This window comes from Streptomyces sp. NPDC096205 (assembly GCF_044763135.1).
GTDB lineage: Bacteria > Actinomycetota > Actinomycetes > Streptomycetales > Streptomycetaceae > Streptomyces.
In genome coordinates this window covers 135,328-156,351 of sequence record NZ_JBIWFS010000002.1, presented here as the reverse complement: position 1 = coordinate 156,351, position 21,024 = coordinate 135,328, and the positions used below count along the sequence as shown (strand labels likewise).

Sequence of the window (21,024 nt, the reverse complement as noted above, 5' to 3'; positions counted from 1 at the left end):
AGCAGACCGACAGCCATGGCTGAGGCTCAGAACATCCCGGTGGGGTCCACCACCGCCGGCGCGGTGGCCGTTGCCGCCGAGTCGACCGTCGCCACGCGCATGAGCGCGCCCCCCTCCTTCGACGTGGCGGACTTCCCGGTCCCGCACGGCCGCGAGGAGGAGTGGCGGTTCACCCCGCTGGAGCGCCTGCGCGGGCTGCACGACGGCACCGCCGTCGCCACCGGCGACGGCGTGAAGGTCGACGTGCAGGCCCCCGAGGGCGTCACCGTCGAGACCGTCGGCCGCGACGACGCGCGCCTGGGCAAGGCGGGCACCCCGGTGGACCGCATCGCCGCCCAGGCGTACTCGGCGTTCGAGAAGGCCGGCGTGGTCACCGTCCCCAAGGAGACGGTCCTCACCGAGCCGATCCGGATCGCCGTGCACGGCGAGGGCGGCACCCGCTTCGGCCACCAGGTGATCGAGCTGGGCGCCTTCGCCGAGGCCGTCGTCGTCATCGACCACACCGGTGACGCGGTCCTCGCCGCCAACGTCGACTACGTCCTGGGCGACGGCGCCAAGCTGACCGTCGTCTCCGTCCAGGACTGGGACGACAAGGCCGTGCACGTGGCCCAGCACAACGCCCTCATCGGGCGGGACGCCTCGTTCAAGTCGGTCGTGGTGACCTTCGGCGGCGACGTCGTCCGCCTCCACCCGCGCGTGACCTACGCCGGCACCGGCGGCGAGGCCGAGCTGTTCGGCCTGTACTTCACGGACGCCGGTCAGCACCAGGAGCACCGCCTCCTGGTCGACCACAACGTCCCGCACTGCAAGTCCAACGTCGTCTACAAGGGCGCGCTGCAGGGCGAGGGCGCCCACGCGGTGTGGATCGGCGACGTGCTCATCGAGGCCAAGGCCGAGGGCACGGACACGTACGAGATGAACCGCAACCTGGTGCTGACCGACGGCGCCCGGGTCGACTCCGTGCCCAACCTGGAGATCGAGACCGGCGAGATCGTCGGCGCCGGCCACGCCTCCGCCACCGGCCGCTTCGACGACGAGCAGCTCTTCTACCTGATGGCCCGCGGCATTCCCGCCGACGAGGCCCGTCGCCTGGTGGTCCGCGGCTTCTTCGCCGAGCTGGTCCAGCAGATCGGTGTCGACGACATCGAGGAGCGCCTTCTCGCGAAGATCGACGAGGAGCTGGAGGCCACAGTCTGATGGCCTTCGTACGCGCCTGCGAGCTGAGCGAGCTGGAGGAGGACACCCCGAAGCGGGTGGAACTCGACGGCACGCCGGTCTCGGTCGTGCAGACCGAGGGCGAGGTGTTCGCCATTCACGACATCTGCTCCCACGCGAACGTCTCCCTCTCCGAGGGCGAGGTGGAGGACTGCCAGATCGAGTGCTGGCTGCACGGCTCCGCGTTCGACCTCCGCACCGGCAAGCCGTCCGGCCTTCCCGCGACGCGCCCCGTCCCCGTATACCCCGTAAAGATCGAAGGGGGCAGCGTCCTTGTCGACGTCAGCGCCTCCGTCACCCAGGAGTCCTGAGGCACCCATGGCAACGCTTGAAATCCGAGACCTGCACGTCACCGTCGAGGCCGACAACGCCACGAAGGAGATCCTCAAGGGCGTCGACCTCACCGTGAAGCAGGGCGAGACGCACGCCATCATGGGCCCCAACGGCTCCGGCAAGTCGACCCTCGCCTACTCCCTCGCGGGTCACCCGAAGTACACGATCACCGGCGGTTCCGTCACCCTCGACGGCGAGGACGTCCTGGAGATGTCCGTCGACGAGCGCGCCCGCGCGGGTCTGTTCCTGGCGATGCAGTACCCGGTCGAGGTCCCCGGCGTCTCGGTCTCCAACTTCCTCCGTACGTCCGCCACGGCCATCCGCGGCGAGGCCCCCAAGCTGCGCCTTTGGGTGAAGGAGGTCAAGGAGGCCATGGAGCGCCTCAACATGGACCCCGCCTTCGCCGAGCGCAACGTCAACGAGGGCTTCTCCGGCGGTGAGAAGAAGCGCCACGAGATCCTCCAGCTCGAGCTGCTCAAGCCGAAGGTCGCGATCCTCGACGAGACCGACTCCGGCCTGGACGTCGACGCGCTCCGCATCGTCTCCGAGGGCGTCAACCGCGTCCGCGAGACCGGTGAGGTCGGCACCCTGCTGATCACGCACTACACGCGCATCCTGCGCTACATCAAGCCCGACTTCGTCCACGTCTTCTCCGGCGGCCGCATCGTCGAGTCCGGCGGCGCCGAGCTCGCCGACAAGCTGGAGAACGAGGGCTACGAGGCATACACGAAGGGTGGCGTATCCGCGTGACGCAGCTGCCGGGCCTCCTCGACACCGAGGCGATCCGCAAGGACTTCCCCATCCTGGACCGTCAGGTCCACGACGGCCGGAAGCTGGTGTACCTGGACAACGCGGCGACCTCGCAGAAGCCGCGCCAGGTACTGGACGCCCTGAGCGAGTACTACGAGCGCTACAACGCCAACGTCCACCGCGGTGTGCATGTGCTCGCCGAGGAGGCCACGGCGCTGTACGAGGGCGCGCGCGACAAGGTCGCCGAGTTCATCAACGCGCCCTCGCGCGACGAGGTGATCTTCACGAAGAACGCCTCCGAGTCGCTCAACCTCGTCGCGAACATGCTGGGCTGGGCCGACGAGCCCTACCGCGTGGACTCCGACACCGAGATCGTCATCACGGAGATGGAGCACCACTCCAACATCGTGCCGTGGCAGCTGCTCGCGCAGCGCACCGGCGCGAAGCTGAAGTGGTTCGGCCTCACCGACGACGGCCGCCTCGACCTGTCCAACATCGACGAGATCATCACCGAGAAGACGAAGATCGTCTCCTTCGTGCTGGTCTCCAACATCCTGGGCACCTTCAACCCGGTCGAGGCGATCGTCCGCCGCGCCCAGGAGGTCGGTGCGCTGGTCTGCATCGACGCCTCCCAGGCCGCGCCGCACATGCCGCTGGACGTACAGGCCCTCCAGGCCGACTTCGTGGCCTTCACCGGCCACAAGATGTGCGCCCCGACCGGCATCGGTGTGCTGTGGGGCCGCCAGGAGCTGCTGGAGGACCTGCCTCCGTTCCTCGGAGGCGGCGAGATGATCGAGACCGTGTCGATGCACTCGTCGACGTACGCTCCGGCGCCGCACAAGTTCGAGGCGGGCACCCCGCCGATCGCGCAGGCGGTCGGTCTGGGCGCGGCGATCGACTACCTCAACTCGATCGGCATGGACAAGATCCTCGCCCATGAGCACGCGCTCACGGAGTACGCGGTCAAGCGCCTCACGGAGGTCCCTGACCTGCGCATCATCGGCCCGACCACGGCCGAGGACCGGGGCGCCGCGATCTCCTTCACGCTCGGCGACATCCACCCGCACGACGTGGGCCAGGTCCTCGACGAGCAGGGCATCGCGGTCCGGGTCGGCCACCACTGCGCGCGGCCCGTGTGCCTGCGCTACGGAATTCCTGCGACCACGCGAGCGTCGTTCTATCTGTACTCCACGCCGGCCGAGATCGACGCACTGGTCGAGGGGCTGGAGCACGTACGGAACTTCTTCGGCTGAGGGGTTGGCGAGCGATCGCATGAAGCTGGACTCGATGTACCAGGACGTCATCCTGGACCACTACAAGAACCCGCACGGGCGTGGTCTGAGGGACGGCGACGCCGAGGTGCACCATGTGAACCCGACGTGCGGGGACGAGATCACGCTCCGCGTGAGGTACGCCGGCACCACGGTCGAGGACGTCTCGTACGAGGGCCAGGGCTGCTCGATCAGCCAGGCGAGCGCGTCGGTGCTGAACGAACTCCTCGTCGGCAAGGACCTCTCCGAGGCGCAGAAGATCCAGGAGACCTTCCTGGAGCTGATGCAGTCCAAGGGGAAGATCGAGCCCGACGACGCGATGGAGGAGGTGCTGGAGGACGCGGTCGCGTTCGCCGGTGTCTCCAAGTACCCGGCCCGGGTCAAGTGCGCCCTCCTGAGCTGGATGGCATGGAAGGACGCGACGGCCCAGGCCCTGGGCGGAGCCGACGCGGAAAGGAAGACGGCATGAGCGAGACCGTTGAGATGAAGCCGGCCTCCGAGGACGAGATCCGCGAGGCCCTGTACGACGTCGTCGACCCCGAGCTGGGCATCGACGTCGTCAACCTCGGCCTGATCTACGGCATCCACATCGACGACGCGAACATCGCGACGATCGACATGACCCTGACCTCGGCGGCCTGCCCGCTGACGGACGTCATCGAGGACCAGGCCAAGTCCGCCACGGACGGGCTGGTCAGCGAGCTGCGCATCAACTGGGTCTGGATGCCGCCGTGGGGTCCGGACAAGATCACGGACGACGGCCGCGAGCAGCTTCGGGCGCTCGGCTTCAACGTCTGACAGCCCTGAGCAAGCCCCCGCCGGACGCGCGAGCACCGGCGGGGCTTTCTCATGCCCGCACAGGCTTCGCACCGGGCGTACACGCGGTGCACACAGGGGGCGCACAAGGCGTGCACATATGTTCGGTCTGTCGGATCTATTGACGCAGCGCTGTCGGCTCGGCACGCTCCGTGCGGACAAAGGCGGAGTGCCGGCACAACGGTGTGCCCCACCCGCCGGGGGATTCCTAGGGGGGAATCAATGCACGCGTTAACCACGCGTACGCGCATGCCCATGCCCGCTTCCGTACGGGCGCGGCTGGCCGGGTTCATGATCCTGGCGCTCGCCCTGGCAGGCATGGTGGCCCTGGCACCTCGTGCCTCGGCCGCGCCCGTACCCGACGCCTCGGCGAGCCCCACGGCCGTCGCCCGCTACGGCGTCTCGACCGTGAAGCTGAGACTCGACGGCGAGTCGAGCACCCAGTCGACCCCGACCGACCTGGTGCTCGTGCTCGACGAGTCCGGCAGCATCGACAACACCGAGTGGGGCCAGCTGAAGGACTTCGCCAAGAGCGTCGTCAACGGCGTGGCCGCGCACGGTCTGTTCACCAACGGCGGCCGGGTCGGCGTGGTCGGCTTCGCCGACGGGGTGACACCGCCCGTCAGCGCGCTCAGCGGCGACAAGGACGCCGTCCTGAACGCCATCGACACCAACCCCAAGCAGAACACCGGGACCTGCATCGCCTGCGGACTGAACGAGGCGAACAACGTGATGGGGCCGGACGACCCGGGCCGCAACCAGCTGGTCATCGTCATCACCGACGGCGAGGCCACCAGCGGCAACACCGGCGCCGCGGCGACCGCCCTGCAGGCCAAGGCCACCGTCTTCGCCGTGGGTGTCGGCGGCGGCATCCAGCAGGCCACCCTGGAGGTCATCGCCAGCGGGCCCGGCTCCGACAACACCTTCTCCGCCGGTGACTTCGGCAGCCTGGACACCCTGCTGAAGCAGATCGTCGAGGCCGTCGTGGTGCCCGGCGCCACCCACCCGTCCATCGCCGTCACCCTCGACGCGCCCTGGGAGCTGGTGCCCGGCACGGTGACCGCGAGCCTCGCCGGCTCGTCCGTGGGCGGCGTCACCGCCGACGGGTTCACCTGGTCGCGGGCCGAACTCGGCGACGAGAACCTGGAGATCACCTACCAGGTCAAGCACCGCGGCGCGCCCTGCGGGCCGCTGGACGTGAACAAGTCCGTCGTCTACCAGGACGACCAGAACGCCTCGGTGACCTTCCCGAAGGTCGTCGTCACCGTCAACTGCCTGCCGCCGGTCGCCGACGCCGGGCCCGACAAGGCCGTCGACGAGGGCTCCTCGGTCCCGCTCGACGGCTCCGGCAGCCATGACCCGGACGGCACCGTCGTCTCGTACGCCTGGAGCGGCGCGGACGCCGGCATCGGCACGCTGACGAACGCCGGCGCGGCCGTGGCCACGTACAACGGCCTCGACGACGGCGCCGACGCCGTGACGCTCACCGTGACCGACGACAACGGCCTGACGGACGGCGACTCCACGACCGTGACCGTCAACAACGTCGCTCCCGACCTCACCCTGACCAGCTGCCCCGTCGACCCGCACGCGGTCGGCACGGACGTCTCCTTCGCCGGTACGTTCACCGACCCGGGCACCCTCGACACCCACACCCTGTCGGTGGCCTGGGGTGACGGCACGACCACCGAGGTGCCGGGCGTCGGCTCCCCGGTCGGCAGCACGCACCAGTACGCGGGTGCGGGCATCTACGACATCGCCGTCACCGTCACGGACGACGACGGTGGCACCGACACCCAGCACTGCGGCTTCGTCGTCGTGTACGACCCCGACGGCGGCTTCGTGACCGGCGGCGGCTGGATCAACTCGCCGGCCGGCGCCTACCCGGCCGACCCGAGTGCCACCGGGCGCGCCAACTTCGGCTTCGTGTCGAAGTACAAGAAGGGCGCGACTGTACCCACCGGCTCCACGGAGTTCCAGTTCAAGGCCGGGAACCTCAACTTCCACTCCGCCGACTACCAGTGGCTGGTCGTCGCCGGGAACAAGGCCATCTACAAGGGCACCGGCACGGTGAACGGCGCCTCCGGCTACTCGTTCATGCTCAGCGCCACCGACAGCACGCCGGACACGTTCCGGATCAGGATCTGGAAGACCGCGGACGACACCCTCGTCTACGACAACCAGCTCGGCGCGGCGCCCGACGCCGACCCGACGACCGCCCTCGCGGGCGGGTCGATCGTGATCCACAAGAACTGACGGGACGCGAAAAGGGAGCGGGCGGCCGCACAGCGCGGCCGCCCGTTCGTCGTCAGTTGTGGCTGTGCAGGATCTCGTTCAGGCCGCCCCACTCCGCGTTGTTCGGGACCGCCTGGACGGCGCCGGTGACGGAGTTGCGGCGGAAGAGGATGTTGTCGGCGCCGGAGAGCTCGCGGGCCTTGACGATCTGGCCGTCGGGCAGGGTGACCTTGGTGCCGGCGGTGAGGTAGAGGCCCGCCTCGACGACACAGTCGTTGCCGAGGGCGATGCCGACGCCGGCCTCGGCGCCGACCAGGGAGCGCTCGCCGATCGCCACGCGCTCCTTGCCGCCGCCGGACAGCGTGCCCATGGTGGAGGCGCCGCCGCCGATGTCCGAGCCGTCGCCGACGACGACACCCTGGGAGATGCGGCCCTCGACCATGGAGGTGCCGAGCGTGCCGGCGTTGAAGTTGACGAAGCCCTCGTGCATGACCGTGGTGCCGGCGGCGAGGTGCGCGCCCAGGCGGACCCGGTCGGCGTCGGCGATGCGGACGCCCGCCGGGGCGACGTAGTCGGTCATGCGCGGGAACTTGTCCACGCCGAAGACGCTGACGTGCAGACCGCGGGCGCGGGCCGCCAGGCGGACCGTCTCCAGCGTGTCCACGGCGACCGGGCCGAGCGAGGTCCAGGCGACGTTGGCCAGCAGGCCGAAGATGCCGTCCAGGTTCTGCTCGTTCGGCTTCACCAGACGGTGCGAGAGCAGGTGCAGCCGCAGGTAGGCGTCGTGCGTGTCCAGCGGCTTGTCGTCCAGCGAGGAGATGACCGTACGGACCGCCACGATCTCCACGCCGCGGACGTCGTCCTTGCCGAGGGCCTGCACGCCGTGCTCGCCGAGCAGCTCACGGGTGCGCTCGGTGTCCAGGCGCTCGGTGCCGGCCGGGCCGGGCTCGGCGGTGAGCTCGGGCGCGGGGAACCAGGTGTCGAGGACGGTGCCGTCGGCGGCGATCGTGGCGAGGCCGGCGGCAACGGCGCCGGTGGTGCGAGGAGCAGTCGTGTCGGTCATGAGGGCAACCTAACGTGACGCACCCCGCCCGGGCGAACCGGCCATCCCCCGTCTCACCTGCCGGTCAGCCCTCAGGGCCGCTGTCCCTCCCCGTCCACGACGGCCACCTTCTCCCGGACCCCGCTGATGATGACGTCCCCCTTCCGCATGCCTTCCTCGCCGCTGCCCGCCACGAGCCGGAAGCCGCGGTAGAGGTACGTCACCGGGTCCAGGAGGATCTCCTGGCGGCCGGCGGAGGGGTCGCCGCTCTTCAGGTAGAGGGCGATCGCGTCCCGGCCCAGGGCGTCCGTGACCTCGGCGACCTGGACCCCGGGAACCGTGGCCAGGGCCCGGTAGACCTTGGCCAGGCCCTCGGGGTCGTAGGGGTAGGAGCGGCTGAGGACGACGCCGAGCGCGCGGTACTCGTGCGCGACGCGGCTCTCGGTCGGGTCGGTGGCGTAGTAGAACGCCCGCGCCTTCGCCCTGACCTGCCGCGGGTCGTCCGGCAGGCCGGTCAGGAAGGTGTACTGCTCCCTGGGGGAGTGGTCGTCGCCCTCCTTGCCGTTCTCGAAGGCCGGGTCCGCGTACTTCTTCCAGCCCTCCTGGGTCTCCGGGCCGTCCACGTCGTCGGTCGCGTTCGCCTCGACCGTCCTCTCGTAGATCCACTGGCCGTCGCGCGCGGTGACCGCGGGGCCGGCGGCGATCGTGTCCGCCGCCCGGTTCAGCAGGTCCTTCGCGCTGCCCAGCTCGATCGCGTACGAGGCCCCCGGCCGGACGTCGCCGGAGCCGCCGTCGCCGACGACCTGGGTGCCGATCAGCGCGGCCGCCGTGATCGCGGCCGCCGCCCCGACGGCAGCGAGCCGCCAGTCCGTGCGCAGCCTGCGCGTACGGGAGGCCCGGCCCGCCTCCTTCAGCAGCCGCTCGCGGCCGGCGACCAGGTCGGGGCGCCGGGCGACGGGCGCGTCGGAGCGCAGGTCGCGGACCGCCGTCATCTCGTCCATGTCAGACCACCTCCGAGGGGTCGAGCGTGAATGCGGGGTCGGCGCCCAGGGCCGTACGCACCTTGCGGCGGGCCCGGTTGAGTCGGGAGCGGACCGTGCCGACGGGGATGCCGAGCGCCTCGGCGACCTCCGGGTAGGTCAGGTCGGCCCAGGCCACCAGCAGCAGCACATGCCGGTCACCGGCCGACAGCGCGGCCAGGGCGCCGGCCAGCGGGGCCTGTGCGGTGCCGGCGGCGAGCCGCTCGTCGGCCCGCTCCGACCAGGACTCGGCGATCGGGTCGTGTCCGGTGCGGGCCAGCGCCCTGAGGGCCCGCACCTCGGTGCGGCGCTGCTTGCCGATGAGGTTGGCGGCGATGCCGTACAGCCAGGGCCGGGCGTTGCCGCGGTCCGTGTCGTAACGGCTGCGGGTGCGGAAGGCGACCAGGAACGTCTCGGCGGTGAGGTCGTCGGCCGCGCCGGCGCCCAGGCGGCGGGCGGCGTAGCGGTGGATGTCCGGCGCGTACCGGTCGTAGAGCCGGGCGAACAGCTCCGGCTCCTCCAGGGACTGGGCGACGAGGTCGCCGTCCGCGAAGGGCGGTCCGGTCACGGGGCCTCCAGGGAACAGGGTCTTGGTGAGCATGTCACCCCGCTGTTCCCCGAAGGAGCCCGAAGGGTTCACGCCCGGCGTCGGGGTCATCGTCCGGTCGCCCGGGTTGGCTCGTTCGGGTTGCTCAGCGTGACCTCGGGCCCGCTTCGGCGGATGGCAGGGTGCCGGAGGGGTCGTCGAGCGAGGGGCTGAGTGATGGTGGACGCGTGGGCGCGGAGGGTGGCGGTGGCCGGGGTCGTGGCGGCGGTGGGCTGGTCGGTGGCGGATGTCGCGCACGCCGACGAGACCAACACCGCCTCGCACAACGGGCATCGGGTCGCCCTGGTCAACATGGGGCAGGTCGACGACCCGATGGAGGACGTGCTGGAGCATGTGCGGCTGCTCGGGCCGGGGCCGCAGGGCGGCTGACGCCCCGGTGGATCAGGCGGCCGTCAGGCGGTCGTACGCCGTGCGGAGCCTGATCGCCGCCTCGCGGTCGGCGGGCCGCAGCGGGGCGCGCACCGGCCCGGCGGGCAGACCGAGACCGTTCAGCAGGGACTTGGCGGTCACCGAGCCGGGCAGGCCCGCCGCCATCATCAACTCGATGAGCTCGGTGGCCTGTTGCTGGAGCCGGGCCGCCTGCACCGTGTCGCCCGCCTCGAACGCGTCGAGCACCGCGCGGAGATGACGGGGGACCACATTGGCGACCGTGCTGATGTATCCCGCGCCGCCCACCGCGTACAGGGCGAGGTTGTGCTCCTCGCAGCCCGCGTAGTACACCAGGTCGGTGCGGGAGAACACCTTCTGAGCCGCCAGGAAGTCGTAGGAGCAGTCCTTGACGCCGACGATGCGCGGGTGCTCGGCGAGGCGGATCAGGGTGTCCGGCTCGATGCGGGTGCCGGTGCGGCCGGGGATGTCGTAGAGGAGGACCGGCAGGCCGGAGGCGTCCGCGATCTCGCGGAAGTGGGCCTCCAGGGCGTCCTGCGGCGGCTTGCTGTAGTACGGCGAGACCACCAGCAGGCCGTCCGCCCCCGACTTCTCGGCCTCCAGGGCGAGTTCGACCGTGTGCCGGGTGTCGAAGGTGCCGACGCCCGCGACGAGGGACGCCCGCTCGCCGACCGCCTCCCGGACCGCCCTGATCAGCGCGGCCTTCTCGGCGTCCGACGTGGTCGGCGACTCGCCGGTCGTCCCGGACAGCACGAGCCCGTCGCAGCCCTGCGTCACCAGCCGGTCGGCGAGCCGCTGCGCGCCGTCGAGGTCCAGCGCGCCCGACGCGGTGAAGGGCGTGATCATCGCGCACAGGGCGCGGCCGAAGGGAGGGTGCGTATGGGTCATGAGGGTAGTGTCGGCCGATGCTCGGTGAAGCTCCACTTAAATTTTCTACGCGATATCGCTAAGCGGAGCTGTAGTGTCCGACGGGCCGGGGCCGGCCGGAACGCTGTCCGGCCGGCCCCGGGAGACCTCACGGGTGGAAGCGCAGCACCTGCGGGTCGTGGTCGCTGATCTGGTCGTTGAACTCCGAGTTCACATGCACGCTGTCGTACTCGAAGTCGCAGCCGCGCCGGATGCCGGGGCTGATCAGGATCTGGTCGAGGACCTGGCTGTTGCCCTGGTAGACGTACGAGTAACGCTCGCTCCTGGGCAGCGACTTGATCGCCGACCACAGCTCGCCGTCACCCTCCAGGACCTTCGCGGTGCCGGAGAACTCGAAGTCGTTGATGTCGCCGAGGACGACGACGTTCGCGTTCTTCTGCACGGCGAGGACGTCCTTGACGAAGGCGTTCACGGCCGTCGCCTGCGCGTGGCGCTGGGTCTCCGAGCTGCGGGCCGGCGGCTGGTACTGCGCGGTGAAGCCCTGGTCGCCGCCCTTGGAGTTGAAGTGGTTGGCGACCACGATGACCGTACGGCCGCGGAAGACGAACTCGCCGGCCAGCGGCTTGCGGCTGTTGTTCCAGGCGGCGTTCGCCGGGTCGATGCGGCCGGGGGAGACGGTCAGCGCCGCCTTGCCGCGTGCCTCGGTGACCCCGACGGCGGTGGTGGCGTCGCCGCCCGCGCGGTCGGTGAACGACACCCGCTCGGGGTTGAACAGGAACACCTGGCGGATGTTGCCGCCCGGCTCACCGCCGTCGGCGAGGTCCACCGGGTCGATCGAGCGCCAGTCGTACGTCGGGCCGCCCGCGGCCGCGATCGCGTCGATCAGCTTCCTTACCGTCTGGTCGGCGGCGACCGTGCCGTCCTTCACCGCGCCGTTGTTGTCCTGGATCTCCTCCAGGGACACGATGTCGGGCGACTGGAGGTTGTTCACGATCGCGGACGCGTGCGCGGCGAAGGTGTCGTCGGACGGGTCGAGGTTCTCGACGTTGTACGTCGCCACCGCCAGCTCGCCGTTGCGCTGCTTGTCGGTCGTCTCCCGCTCCAGACCGGCGCTCTCGAGCGACCCGAGCCGGCTCGCGACCAGGGTGTAGCCGCCGAACTGGTTGTAGTCCAGCGGGCCCGCGGTGGTGCCGGCCAGGGTGTCGCCGACGTTCGCGACGGGGAAGTCGGCGGGCTTGCCGAGCGACTGGACCATGAGCCGGCCGCCGTTCTGGGAGGCGTAGGAGCCGTAGACCGTGCCGCCGCGGCGGTTGTCGTGCTCCTCCGGCTTCACCGTGACCCACAGCTCGGTGTACGGGTCGCTGGCGCCCACCACCCGGGTGTCGGCGACCTGGACGTTCATGCCCTCCAGGGACTCGTACAGGTCCAGCGCGTACGCCGACGGCCTGAGCGGCAGCGCATTGATCGAGCCGTTCGCGGCGGGGTCGCCCTCCGGGGCGTAGGCGTCCGGCACCGCGTCGGCGTCCACGGTCACGGCGGCCGGGACCGCGTTGCCGCTGGAGAGCACCGTGAAGGTCGCGCGGGTGATCTCGGTCAGCGACTGGTTGCCGGAGGAGGTGCCGCCCGGGACGAACTCGGAGACCGTGCCGGAGACCTTGACCGCGTCACCGACGGCCACGCCCTTCGGCGTGGAGCTGGTGAAGACGAACACGCCCTCACTGGTGGCCGGGTCGGCGTCGGCCTGCGGGTCCTGGATCCAGAAGCCCTTCGAGGAGCCGTAGGTGCGCACACCGGTGACGATTCCGGTCACGTCGGTGACCTGCTTGCCCGCGTACGGGGATATGCGAGTGGTGCCCTGGACGTCGTGCACGCGGACGGCGTCGGCGTGGGCGGGCGAGGTCAGCACGACCGTGGTTGCCGCCGAGCACACGGCGGCGACGGTGAGCGCGGCGAGGCGCGCGGAAGACTTGCTGGGCAAGGGATCCCTCCGGGGACGTTTTCGTGAAGCGCCGGGACGAGGGTGGGTCGATGGCTGGACCGTGACGCGCGTAGCGTCCCGGTGTACAGGTGTTCCCCCCATTTCTACGCGCGTCAATTTCCTGCCTGTCCCCGTCAGTTGTCAAGGTTTCGGCCATGTACGGAACCTGGCCGGCAGATGAACCGGGCGGCATGGGTGGAAATCCGTCTAGGCTGAGCGACGTTCCCAGCCGTTGTACGTGCGATACGGCCGTCCAGGCGCCCTAGGAGAATCAGGCCCATGTCAGACAGCTCCCCCCTGCCGCCGGTGCGGCTTGCGTCCGAAGCGGAGCTGGCGCGTGACGCGCTGTCCACGCCGGTGCTGTCCCGGGCGGCCCGGCTCGCCCGCTGGGCCGGACCCGACACCCGCGTCGACGCGGGCGGCGGTCTGGCCGACGCACAGCTCCCGGCCGCCGCCGAGGTGCTCGGCCTCGACGGCGACGACGCCGCGGCGCTGGCGAGCGAGGCCTGGCGGGTCGCCGTCGACACCGGGCTCGTCGAGGTCGTCGACGAGGAGGCCGGCACCGTCACCGCGGGCCCGGACCTCGCCCTGCTCACCTCCGGCTCCCCGCTCGACGTGCTCGGCGTGTGGCAGGACGCCCTGGAGACGCTGCTCGCCGACGCGAGCGTGCCCGACCTCGACGACCTGGTCGACGCGCTGGACGAGGGCGGCACCGTCGACTTCTCCCGGCTCGACTGGGACCCGCAGGCCGAGGCCGACTTCCTCGACCGCGTCCTGGCCAACCTCTATCTGCTCACCGTCAGCGAGGACGGCCCCGGTGAGGGGCCCGTGCCGCTGCCCGCGCTGGCCGCGTCCGCGATCGTCCCGAACGACATGGGTGAGCCCACCAACGACGTGCTGGAGCAGGTCTCCGACGCGATGATGCGCCTCGACGACCAGTTCCGGGTGCTGGAGCCGGCCGGGCTCGTGGAGTACCGGCCGGTCGACGAGGCGCTGATGGCCGAGGCCGCCGATGACGCTGACGCCGACGCGCCCGTCGACGACACCGACGTCTCCCGCTACGGCATGGTCCGGCTGACCCCGCTCGGCCTGTACGGGCTGCGTGCCCGGCTGCTGGAGGCCGGACAGGCCGCTCCGGCCGTCGGCGAGCTCGCGGACAAGGGTGCGGACGCCCTCCTCGACGGCACCGCCGCCTTCGGGCCGCGTGCCGCGCAGGCCGAGACCGAGCAGTGGCTGACCCGCCGCGCGCCGCTGGCCGCCGCCCGGGAACTGCTCGCCGCCGCGCGGGGCGCCGACGCGGGCGGGCCGCTGCGCCGGCTGCGCTGCCAGCAGGCGCTGTCCCTGGTCGGCGCTGAGGCGGAACCCGCGCTGCGCGAGGTGCTGGACGACCCCGAGCTGGGCGGGCTGGCCCGGGTGTGGCTGACCGAGCGGGGTGCGGCGGACGTGCCGCCGCCGTCCGAGGCGATGGTGTTCTGGCTGACCGTCGACACCTTGGCCGCGCAGCTGGCGGCCGAGGGCAACTCCGAGGAGCTCCAGGCTCTCGTGGAGGGGCTCGCCGAGCACCACAGCGGGTTCTTCGCGGCCGCCTGGCGGGTCGACCATCCGGCGACCGCCGATGTGCTGGAGGCGATGGGCCGGCTCCACCCCGACAAGAAGGTCGCCAAGGAGGCGCGCAAGGCCGCCTTCAAGGCGCGTTCCGCACAAGGGAACTGATGTTCCCTGCAAGGGAACCGGCCCTCGTTTATTGACTCGCTCGTGCCGTGGCGGCCCTCCTAGAGTGATTACTCGGGAGGCGCCGCCGCCGAAATCCGGCCCTTTTCGATTCGGCCCGGCATATATGCAGCCGATGCCGCCGCCGAAGCGTCTCCCTCGGTGAACGACGGACGAATTCGGGGGAATTCAGCATGGCGTACTTCGTGATGACGGTGGACGACACCAGGTGGCCGAGCGCGGACGAGGAGTGTCCGCAGGCGGCCGATGCGGGCCGGCGCGTGACCTGATCACCAGCGGTTGCCGGAGGTCGCTCGCCTGGTCGAGCCGGCCCGAGGGGCGCCCCTCTGCGGGGCGCCCCTCGTCTCACAGGGCCTGGGCCGCCGGCTTGACCATGTTGCGGACCGTGCGTGCCTTCACGAAATCTCCCATCGCCGTCATCTCCCATTCGCCGGAGAACTGGCGAATCAATTTCGCCATCATCACGCCCGTCTGCGGTTCGGCGTTGGTGAGGTCGAAGCGCGCGAGTTCCTCGCCGGTCGCCGCGTCCATCAGACGGCAGTAGGCCTTGGCGACCTCCGTGAACTTCTGCCCGGAGAAGGAGTTCACCGTGAAGACCAGACCGGTGACCTCCTGGGGGAGACGGCCCAGGTCGACCGTGATGACCTCGTCGTCCCCGCCGCCCTCGCCGGTGAGGTTGTCGCCGGAGTGGCGGATCGCGCCGCCCACGATGGTCAGCTTGCCGAAGTAGCAGCTGTCGACGTGGTTGCGCTGCGGGCCGTACGCGATGACCGACGCGTCCAGGTCGATGTCCTTGCCGCGGTACGCCGGCTCCCAGCCGAGGCCCATCTTGACCTGGGAGAGCAGCGGCCGGCCGCCCTTGACCAGGGACACGGTCTGGTTCTTCTGGAGGCTGACCCGGCCCTTGTCGAGGTTGATCTTCCCGGCGCCGGGGGCGGCCGCGGGCGCGGCCGGAGGGGCCGAGGGGGCCGGGGGAGCCGGAGGCGTGCTCAGCGGCGGGACCGGCGGGGCGACCGGCGGCTGCATGGCGGGCGGCGGGGGCGCGACGGGCTGGGCCGGGGCGGCGGGCTGGGCGGGGGCGGAGGGTTCCTCCACCGTCACGCCGAAGTCGGTGGCGATGCCGGCCAGGCCGTTGGCATACCCCTGACCGACCGCGCGGGCCTTCCAGACGCCGCCGCGCTGATAGATCTCCACGATCACCAGCGCGGTCTCGGCGCCGAGCTGCGGGGGCGTGAACGTGGCCAGGACGCTGTTGTCGTCGGCGTTGCGCAGGGTCGCCGTCGGTTCGATGCCCTGGAAGGTCTGGCCGGCCGCGTCCGGGCTCGCGGTGACGACGATCTTCTCGATGCCCGGGGGCAGGGCGGTCGTGTCGACCGTGATCGCGTCGGGCGCGGCGCCGCCGCCGGAGCGGTACGTCACGCCCGGGCCGGCGGGCTGGTTGTAGAAGATGAAGTCGTCGTCGGAGCGCACCTTGCCGTCGGCGGTGAGCAGCAGGCCCGAGACGTCCAGCCGCACCGGGGCGGTGACGTCCACCGTCACGCGGGCGGCGGGGAGCGGGATGTTCGAGCCGGGGGTCATAGCTGTCATGCCTCATGAACGAGCGAGGGCGCTTTACTGTTCCCTTACCTGAGGGCCGAAAGGGGAGCGTGGCCTGTCACCCGCGGACCCGCCAGGGGGCTCCGCCCTCTGGACCCCCGGCCATTGCCCACCCACCGCCCGTGACAGTCGGCCGGAGGGTGCGGTACCGAGCCTCTACGGCACCACCACGATCTTCCGGCCCACCCCCGCCGCGAACTGCTCCAGTGCCTGCGGATAGCGCTCCAGGGGGATGCGGTCGCTGATGAAGACGTCCGGGTCGAGGACGCCGCCCGCGAAGAGCTCCGCCGCCCGCTCGAAGCTGTGCAGGACCGCCATCGAGCCGGTGACGGTGATCTCCTGGTTGTAGATGCGGTACGGGTCGATGGTCACCCGGGTCGCGTAGTCGGCGACGCCGAACTGGAGAAAGGTGCCGGCCTTGGCCACCCGCTCCAGACCGTCCTGGATCGCGGCGGCGTTGCCCGTCGCGTCGATCACCAGGTCCCAGCCCTGGGGCCGGTCCAGCTCGTCGGCGTTCGCGGCGGACGCCGAGACACCCAGCAGGCGGGCCGTCTCCAGGCGGGTGGGGTTCACGTCCACCACGTCCACGCTCGCCGCGCCCGTCCGCTTGGCCAGCTCCAGCATCATCAGGCCCATCGTGCCGGAGCCGTAGATCAGGACGTGTGCGCCGAGGCGGGAGCGCAGCACGTCGTAGCCGCGCACCGCGCACGACAGGGGCTCCACCAGCGCCGCGTCCTCGGTGCGCACGTGGTCGGGCAGCTTGACGCAGTTGGCCACCGGGGCCACCGCGTAGCGCGCCGCGCCTCCCGCCGTCGTCACGCCGATCGCCGCCCAGCGCTCGCACAGGTTGTTGTGGCCCGTACGGCAGTAGCGGCACTCGTGGCAGTAGAGCGACGGGTCGACCGCCACCCGGTCGCCCGCCGACAGCTCCGTGACCCGGGTGCCGACGGCGACGACCTCGCCGGCGAACTCGTGCCCGGGCACGATCGGCAGCTTGGGCGCGAACTCGCCCTGGAGGATGTGCAGATCCGTGCCGCACAGGCCGCACGCGGCGACCTCGACCACGACCTCGCGCGGGCCCGGTGCCGGGTCCGGGATCTCCTCGACGACGGCCCGGCCCACGGACTCGATGACGGCGGCCTTCATTTCACGGCTCCCAACGACAGGCCCTGGACCAGCTTGTCCTGGGCGGCGAACCCCGCGGCGAGCACCGGCAGGGAGACGACGAGCGACGCGGCGCACACCTTCGCCAGGAACAGGCCCTGGCTGGTGATGAAGCCGGTCAGGAACACGGGGGCCGTCCCGGCCACGACACCCGTGAGCACGCGTGCGAACAGCAGCTCGTTCCAGCTGAAGATGAAGCAGATCAGCGCGGTCGCGGCGATGCCGGGGAGGGCGATGGGCGCCACGACGCGGGCGAGGATCGTCGGCAGCCTCGCGCCGTCCACCTTCGCGGCCTCGATGATCGCCACCGGCACCTCGGAGAGGAAGGACTGCATCATCCACACCGCGATCGGCAGGTTCATCGAGGTGTAGAGGACGACCAGCAGCCAGATGTTGTCGAGGGTGTGCGTGTTCCTCGCGAACAGGTAGACCGGCAGCAGCCCCGCCACCACCGGCAGCATCTTCGTCGACAGGAAGAAGAACAGGACGTCCGTCCACTTCTTCACCGGACGGATCGACAGCGCGTACGCCGCCGGGAGCGCCAGCACCAGCACGCACAGGGTCGAGGTCACCGACGCCACCGTCGAGTTGATCAACGCCGGCCAGGGGCTCGCGCCGCCGCCCACGCCGAAGAACTCCCGGTAGCCGTCCAGGGTGAGCCCCGCGGTGAAGGACGGCGGATTGGTCGCCGCGTCCTGCTCCGAGTGCAGGGACGTCAGCGCCATCCAGGCGATGGGCAGGAAGAACACGATGCCGGCCAGCCAGGCCACCAGGCCCAGGCCGTTTCTGCGGACGACGCTCATGCCCGCGACACCTCCTCGCGGAACAGGGACGACACCACGCGCAGCGCGAGGGTCGCGATGACGATCGAGCCGATGACCACCAGGACGCCCGCGGCCGAGGCGAGGCCGTTCTCATGGGCCTGGTAGAAGCTCTGGTAGACGGTGTAGGGCAGGTTCGCCGTGCCGAGGCCGCCGGACGTGATCGTGAAGACCGCGTCGAAGTTCTGGACGATGTAGATCGAGCCCAGCAGGGCGCCCAGTTCGAGGTAGCGGCGCAGATGCGGGAGCGTGAGATGGCGGAAGATCTGCCAGTCGCTCGCGCCGTCCACCCGGGCCGCCTCGATCTGCTGCTGGTCGCGGCTCTGCAGGCCCGCCAGCAGGATCAGCATCATGAACGGCGTCCACTGCCACACCAGGGCGGCCTCGACCGCGAGCAGCGGGGTGTTCGACACCCAGTCCGGCTGGGGCCCGCCGACGTAGTGCAACAGGCCGTTGAGCAGGCCGTATTCGGGGTTGTAGAGGACGTGCTTCCACAGCAGCGCCGCCGCCACGGGCACCACCAGGAACGGGGCGATCAGCAAGGTGCGCACCACGCCCCGGCCGCGGAAGCGGCGGTCCAGGAGCAGCGCCAGGAGCAGGCCGAGGACCAGGCTCGCCAGCACCACGGCCGCGGTGAGCAGCACCGTCGTCCACACCGAGCGGCGCAGGTCCGGATCGGTGAGGACCTCCCCGTAGTTGGCGAGGCCGGTGAAGCGGCGGGCGTCGGGGTAGAGGGAGTTCCAGTCGAAGAACGAGATCACCAGCGTGGCCACGAAGGGCAGTTGGGTCACCACGATCATGAAGACCAGGGCGGGCAGCAGCGGGGCGCGGGTGGCCCAGGCGCGCAGGCGGGGCCGGGAGGTGCCCGCGGTGCGTACGGCGGTGGGGGCCGCGGGGGCCGTCGTGGTGGCGGTCATCGTCCCTCGTACTCCTCGGAGATCTTCTCGGCGAGCGCTTGCGCATTCCTCAGGGCCGAGTCGACGGACTCGCGTCCGGCGATCGCCGCGCTGATCTCCTGGGAGACCTTGGTGCCGAGGTCGGTGAACTCGGGGATGCCGACGAACTGGATGCCGGGCGCGGGGCGCGGCTGCACCCCGGGGTCGTCGGGGCGGGCGCCCTCGATGGCCTGCCGGGTCATCTCCTGGAAGGCGGCGGCCCGGGCGCGGTAGTCGGCGTTCTCGTACGTCGAGGCGCGCTTGCCGGCGGGCACGTTCGACCAGCCGATCTCGTCGCCGACCAGTTGCTCGTACTCCTTGCTCGACGCCCAGGACACGAACTGCCAGGCCTTGTCGGGGTTGCGGGAGGCGTCCTGGATGCCCCAGGCCCAGGTGTAGAGCCAGCCGGAGGACTCCGTCCGCTCGACGGGGGCGGGGGCGTAGTCGACCTTGCCCTTGACCGGGGAGTCGGCCGCCTCCAGCAGACCGGCCGCGGAGGTGGCGTCGTACCACATGGCGACCTTGCCCTGGGTCATGTTGTTCAGGCACTCGGCGAAGCCGGACTGGGCGGCGCCGGACTCGCCGTGCTCGCGGACGAGGTCGACATAGAACTGTGTCGCCTCCTTCCATTCCGGGGAGTCGAGGCGGGCCTTCCAGTCCTTGTCGAACCAGGTGCCGCCGAAGGTGTTCACGACCGTGGTGAGGGGGGCCATGACCTCGCCCCAGCCGGGCAGTCCGCGCAGGCAGATGCCCTTCATGCCGGGCTCGGCGCCGTCGACCCGCGCGGCCAGGTCGGCGACCTGCCGCCAGGTGGGGTGGGCGGGCATGGTCAGGCCCTGCCGCGCGAACACGTCCTTGCGGTACATCAGGAACGACGACTCGCCGTAGAAGGGCTGGCCGTACAGCTTGCCGTCGTCGCCGGTGAGGGACCGGCGCATCGGCTTCAGGACGTCCTGCTCGTCGTACGCCGTGTCCTTGGCGACGTAGGAGTCCATCTCCTTGAGCCAGCCGTTGCGGGCGTAGATCGGGATCTCGTAGTTGGAGAGCGTCGCCACGTCGTACTGGCCGGCCTGGTTGGCGAAGTCCTGGCTGATCTTGTCGCGGACGTCGTTCTCGGGCAGCACGGTGAAGTTCACCTTGATGCCGGTCTTCTTGGTGAAGTGGGCGGCGGTGAGCTTCTGCAGCTCCACCATCTGCGGGTTGTTGACCATCAGCACGCTGATGGAGTCACCGCCGGAACCGGACCCGCCTGCTCCGGCCCAGCAGCCGGAGAGCAGCGGGGCGAGCAGCGTCCCTGCGGCGGCCGTGGCGAGCAGGGCTCGCGGGGGCCGTCGTCGGCTCGGGGTTCGCATGGATCGCTCCTGGACGTATGGGGAGATAAGGGGCGGGGGTGGGTATGGAGGTGCCCTAGGGAGAGTGAGTTCGTTTTTCAGACGCGGATGACCTGCGGGCCAAGCAGCGAGTAGCGGTGCGCCTCGGCGGACGGCAGCAGCGTGCTCGTCACGATCGCCTCCAGCGTGCCGACCTCCGCGAACCGGCAGAAGCTGACCGCGCCGAACTTGGTGTGGGCGCCGACGAAGACGGTGCGCCGCGCGGCCCGCACCGCCTGCGCCTTGACCTCGCCGACCGCGGGGTCGGGGGTGGTCAGACCGTGCTCGCGGGAGATGCCGTTGGCGCCGATGTAGGCGAGGTCGAGGACGAAACCGGCGAGCATCTTCGTCGTCCAGTGGTCGACGGTGGCGAGGGTGCCGGAGCGCACCCGGCCGCCGAGCAGCAGCACGGAGGCGTTCCCGGCCGCGGCGAGCGCGCCCGCGACGGGCAGGGACGCGGTGACCACGGTCAGTGGCCGGTCCCTGGGCAGGGCCTCGGCGATGAGCTGCGGGGTGAAGCCCTCGTCGACGAAGACGGTCTCGGCGTCGCCGAGCAGTTCGGCCGCGGCGGATGCGATACGGCGCTTCTCGGGGACGTGGCTGGTGGCGCGGAAGGCGAGCGTGGTCTCGAAGCCGGCGCTCTCCACCGGGTAGGCGCCGCCGTGGGTGCGGCGGACCAGGCCGTGGTCCTCCAGGGTGCGCAGGTCCCGCCGTACGGTTTCCTTGGCCACGCCCAGGGTGGTGGCGAGTGCGTTGACGTCGACGGAACCCGTGGTGCGCGCGGCGCGGAGGATCTCGCGCCGGCGTTCTTCCGCGGTTCTGTTCATGCCGAAGTTCTACAGCGCGTGGGAGGGGGGTCACCAGGTCTGTCGCGGGCCTGATTCTGA

At 70.9% G+C, this 21,024-nt stretch carries 20 protein-coding genes; 9 read left to right on the top strand and 11 right to left on the bottom strand.

Features of this window, described 5'->3' with window-relative positions:
* Positions 1 to 15 precede the first annotated feature (15 nt).
* From sufD to ACIQ6Y_RS07100, 7 genes are all read left to right on the top strand, one after another.
* Positions 16 to 1,197, top strand: a complete 1,182-nt coding sequence (sufD, locus tag ACIQ6Y_RS07130) for a Fe-S cluster assembly protein SufD (RefSeq protein ID WP_404034019.1) — start codon at positions 16 to 18, stop codon at positions 1,195 to 1,197.
* The gene (locus ACIQ6Y_RS07125) at positions 1,197 to 1,526 is read left to right on the top strand and encodes a bifunctional 3-phenylpropionate/cinnamic acid dioxygenase ferredoxin subunit (RefSeq protein WP_404034017.1); all 330 of its coding nucleotides are present in this window, start codon (positions 1,197 to 1,199) and stop codon (positions 1,524 to 1,526) included. The genes sufD and ACIQ6Y_RS07125 overlap by 1 nt, the downstream gene beginning before the upstream one ends.
* Positions 1,527 to 1,533: 7 nt before the next feature.
* Entirely contained in the window at positions 1,534 to 2,298 is a 765-nt protein-coding gene (gene sufC / locus ACIQ6Y_RS07120; RefSeq protein WP_404034015.1) for a Fe-S cluster assembly ATPase SufC, read from the top strand.
* A complete protein-coding gene (locus ACIQ6Y_RS07115; protein ID WP_404034013.1) occupies positions 2,295 to 3,551 on the top strand; it encodes a cysteine desulfurase in 1,257 nt (418 codons plus the stop codon). Before sufC ends, ACIQ6Y_RS07115 begins: the two co-directional genes overlap by 4 nt.
* Before the next feature lie 19 nt (positions 3,552 to 3,570).
* A complete protein-coding gene (gene sufU / locus ACIQ6Y_RS07110) occupies positions 3,571 to 4,038 on the top strand; it encodes a Fe-S cluster assembly sulfur transfer protein SufU (protein WP_404034011.1) in 468 nt (155 codons plus the stop codon).
* On the top strand, positions 4,035 to 4,367 hold the full coding sequence (locus ACIQ6Y_RS07105; protein ID WP_399639644.1) for a metal-sulfur cluster assembly factor: 333 nt from the start codon (positions 4,035 to 4,037) through the stop codon (positions 4,365 to 4,367). Before sufU ends, ACIQ6Y_RS07105 begins: the two co-directional genes overlap by 4 nt.
* Before the next feature lie 267 nt (positions 4,368 to 4,634).
* Positions 4,635 to 6,641 (top strand): VWA domain-containing protein, encoded by a 2,007-nt coding sequence (locus ACIQ6Y_RS07100; protein ID WP_404034008.1) that lies wholly within the window; start codon positions 4,635 to 4,637, stop codon positions 6,639 to 6,641.
* A 52-nt stretch (positions 6,642 to 6,693) separates the two neighbouring features.
* Here ACIQ6Y_RS07100 and dapD read toward each other — a convergent pair whose 3' ends face one another.
* From dapD to ACIQ6Y_RS07085, 3 genes are all read right to left on the bottom strand, one after another.
* Positions 6,694 to 7,683 carry a 2,3,4,5-tetrahydropyridine-2,6-dicarboxylate N-succinyltransferase gene (gene dapD, locus ACIQ6Y_RS07095; RefSeq protein WP_404034006.1) on the bottom strand — a complete coding sequence of 330 codons (990 nt, stop codon included), beginning with the start codon at positions 7,681 to 7,683 and terminating at the stop codon, positions 6,694 to 6,696.
* Between the two features lie 71 nt (positions 7,684 to 7,754).
* Positions 7,755 to 8,663, bottom strand: coding sequence for a CU044_5270 family protein (locus ACIQ6Y_RS07090; RefSeq protein ID WP_404034004.1), 909 nt, complete (start codon positions 8,661 to 8,663; stop codon positions 7,755 to 7,757).
* Position 8,664: 1 nt separating this feature from the next.
* Positions 8,665 to 9,249 (bottom strand): RNA polymerase sigma factor, encoded by a 585-nt coding sequence (locus ACIQ6Y_RS07085; RefSeq protein WP_404034002.1) that lies wholly within the window; start codon positions 9,247 to 9,249, stop codon positions 8,665 to 8,667.
* Positions 9,250 to 9,444: 195 nt separating this feature from the next.
* Here ACIQ6Y_RS07085 and ACIQ6Y_RS07080 point away from each other — a divergent pair, with 195 nt between their 5' ends.
* Positions 9,445 to 9,657 carry a hypothetical protein gene (locus ACIQ6Y_RS07080; protein WP_404034000.1) on the top strand — a complete coding sequence of 71 codons (213 nt, stop codon included), beginning with the start codon at positions 9,445 to 9,447 and terminating at the stop codon, positions 9,655 to 9,657.
* Positions 9,658 to 9,669: 12 nt separating this feature from the next.
* Here ACIQ6Y_RS07080 and dapA read toward each other — a convergent pair whose 3' ends face one another.
* Positions 9,670 to 10,563, bottom strand: coding sequence for a 4-hydroxy-tetrahydrodipicolinate synthase (dapA, locus tag ACIQ6Y_RS07075; protein ID WP_404033998.1), 894 nt, complete (start codon positions 10,561 to 10,563; stop codon positions 9,670 to 9,672).
* A gap of 127 nt (positions 10,564 to 10,690) precedes the next feature.
* Positions 10,691 to 12,520 carry an endonuclease/exonuclease/phosphatase family protein gene (locus tag ACIQ6Y_RS07070; RefSeq protein WP_404033996.1) on the bottom strand — a complete coding sequence of 610 codons (1,830 nt, stop codon included), beginning with the start codon at positions 12,518 to 12,520 and terminating at the stop codon, positions 10,691 to 10,693.
* 279 nt (positions 12,521 to 12,799) lie between these two features.
* On the opposite strand from ACIQ6Y_RS07070, the gene ACIQ6Y_RS07065 reads away from it, so the two are divergent.
* Complete coding sequence (locus tag ACIQ6Y_RS07065; RefSeq protein ID WP_404033994.1) at positions 12,800 to 14,233, top strand: hypothetical protein; 1,434 nt, start codon at positions 12,800 to 12,802, stop codon at positions 14,231 to 14,233.
* Between the two features lie 363 nt (positions 14,234 to 14,596).
* On the opposite strand, the gene ACIQ6Y_RS07060 is transcribed toward ACIQ6Y_RS07065, so the two are convergent.
* From ACIQ6Y_RS07060 to ACIQ6Y_RS07035, 6 genes are all read right to left on the bottom strand, one after another.
* Positions 14,597 to 15,829: a TerD family protein gene (locus ACIQ6Y_RS07060; RefSeq protein ID WP_404036313.1), complete on the bottom strand. Its 1,233-nt coding sequence runs from the start codon at positions 15,827 to 15,829 to the stop codon at positions 14,597 to 14,599.
* A gap of 174 nt (positions 15,830 to 16,003) precedes the next feature.
* On the bottom strand, positions 16,004 to 16,993 hold the full coding sequence (locus ACIQ6Y_RS07055; protein ID WP_404033992.1) for a zinc-dependent alcohol dehydrogenase family protein: 990 nt from the start codon (positions 16,991 to 16,993) through the stop codon (positions 16,004 to 16,006).
* Positions 16,990 to 17,814, bottom strand: a complete 825-nt coding sequence (locus ACIQ6Y_RS07050; RefSeq protein ID WP_404033990.1) for a carbohydrate ABC transporter permease — start codon at positions 17,812 to 17,814, stop codon at positions 16,990 to 16,992. Before ACIQ6Y_RS07050 ends, ACIQ6Y_RS07055 begins: the two co-directional genes overlap by 4 nt.
* Entirely contained in the window at positions 17,811 to 18,749 is a 939-nt protein-coding gene (locus ACIQ6Y_RS07045; RefSeq protein WP_404033988.1) for a carbohydrate ABC transporter permease, read from the bottom strand. Before ACIQ6Y_RS07045 ends, ACIQ6Y_RS07050 begins: the two co-directional genes overlap by 4 nt.
* Positions 18,746 to 20,119: an ABC transporter substrate-binding protein gene (locus ACIQ6Y_RS07040; RefSeq protein ID WP_404033986.1), complete on the bottom strand. Its 1,374-nt coding sequence runs from the start codon at positions 20,117 to 20,119 to the stop codon at positions 18,746 to 18,748. Before ACIQ6Y_RS07040 ends, ACIQ6Y_RS07045 begins: the two co-directional genes overlap by 4 nt.
* 77 nt (positions 20,120 to 20,196) lie before the next feature.
* Positions 20,197 to 20,964, bottom strand: coding sequence for a DeoR/GlpR family DNA-binding transcription regulator (locus ACIQ6Y_RS07035; RefSeq protein WP_404033984.1), 768 nt, complete (start codon positions 20,962 to 20,964; stop codon positions 20,197 to 20,199).
* Positions 20,965 to 21,024 lie beyond the last annotated feature (60 nt).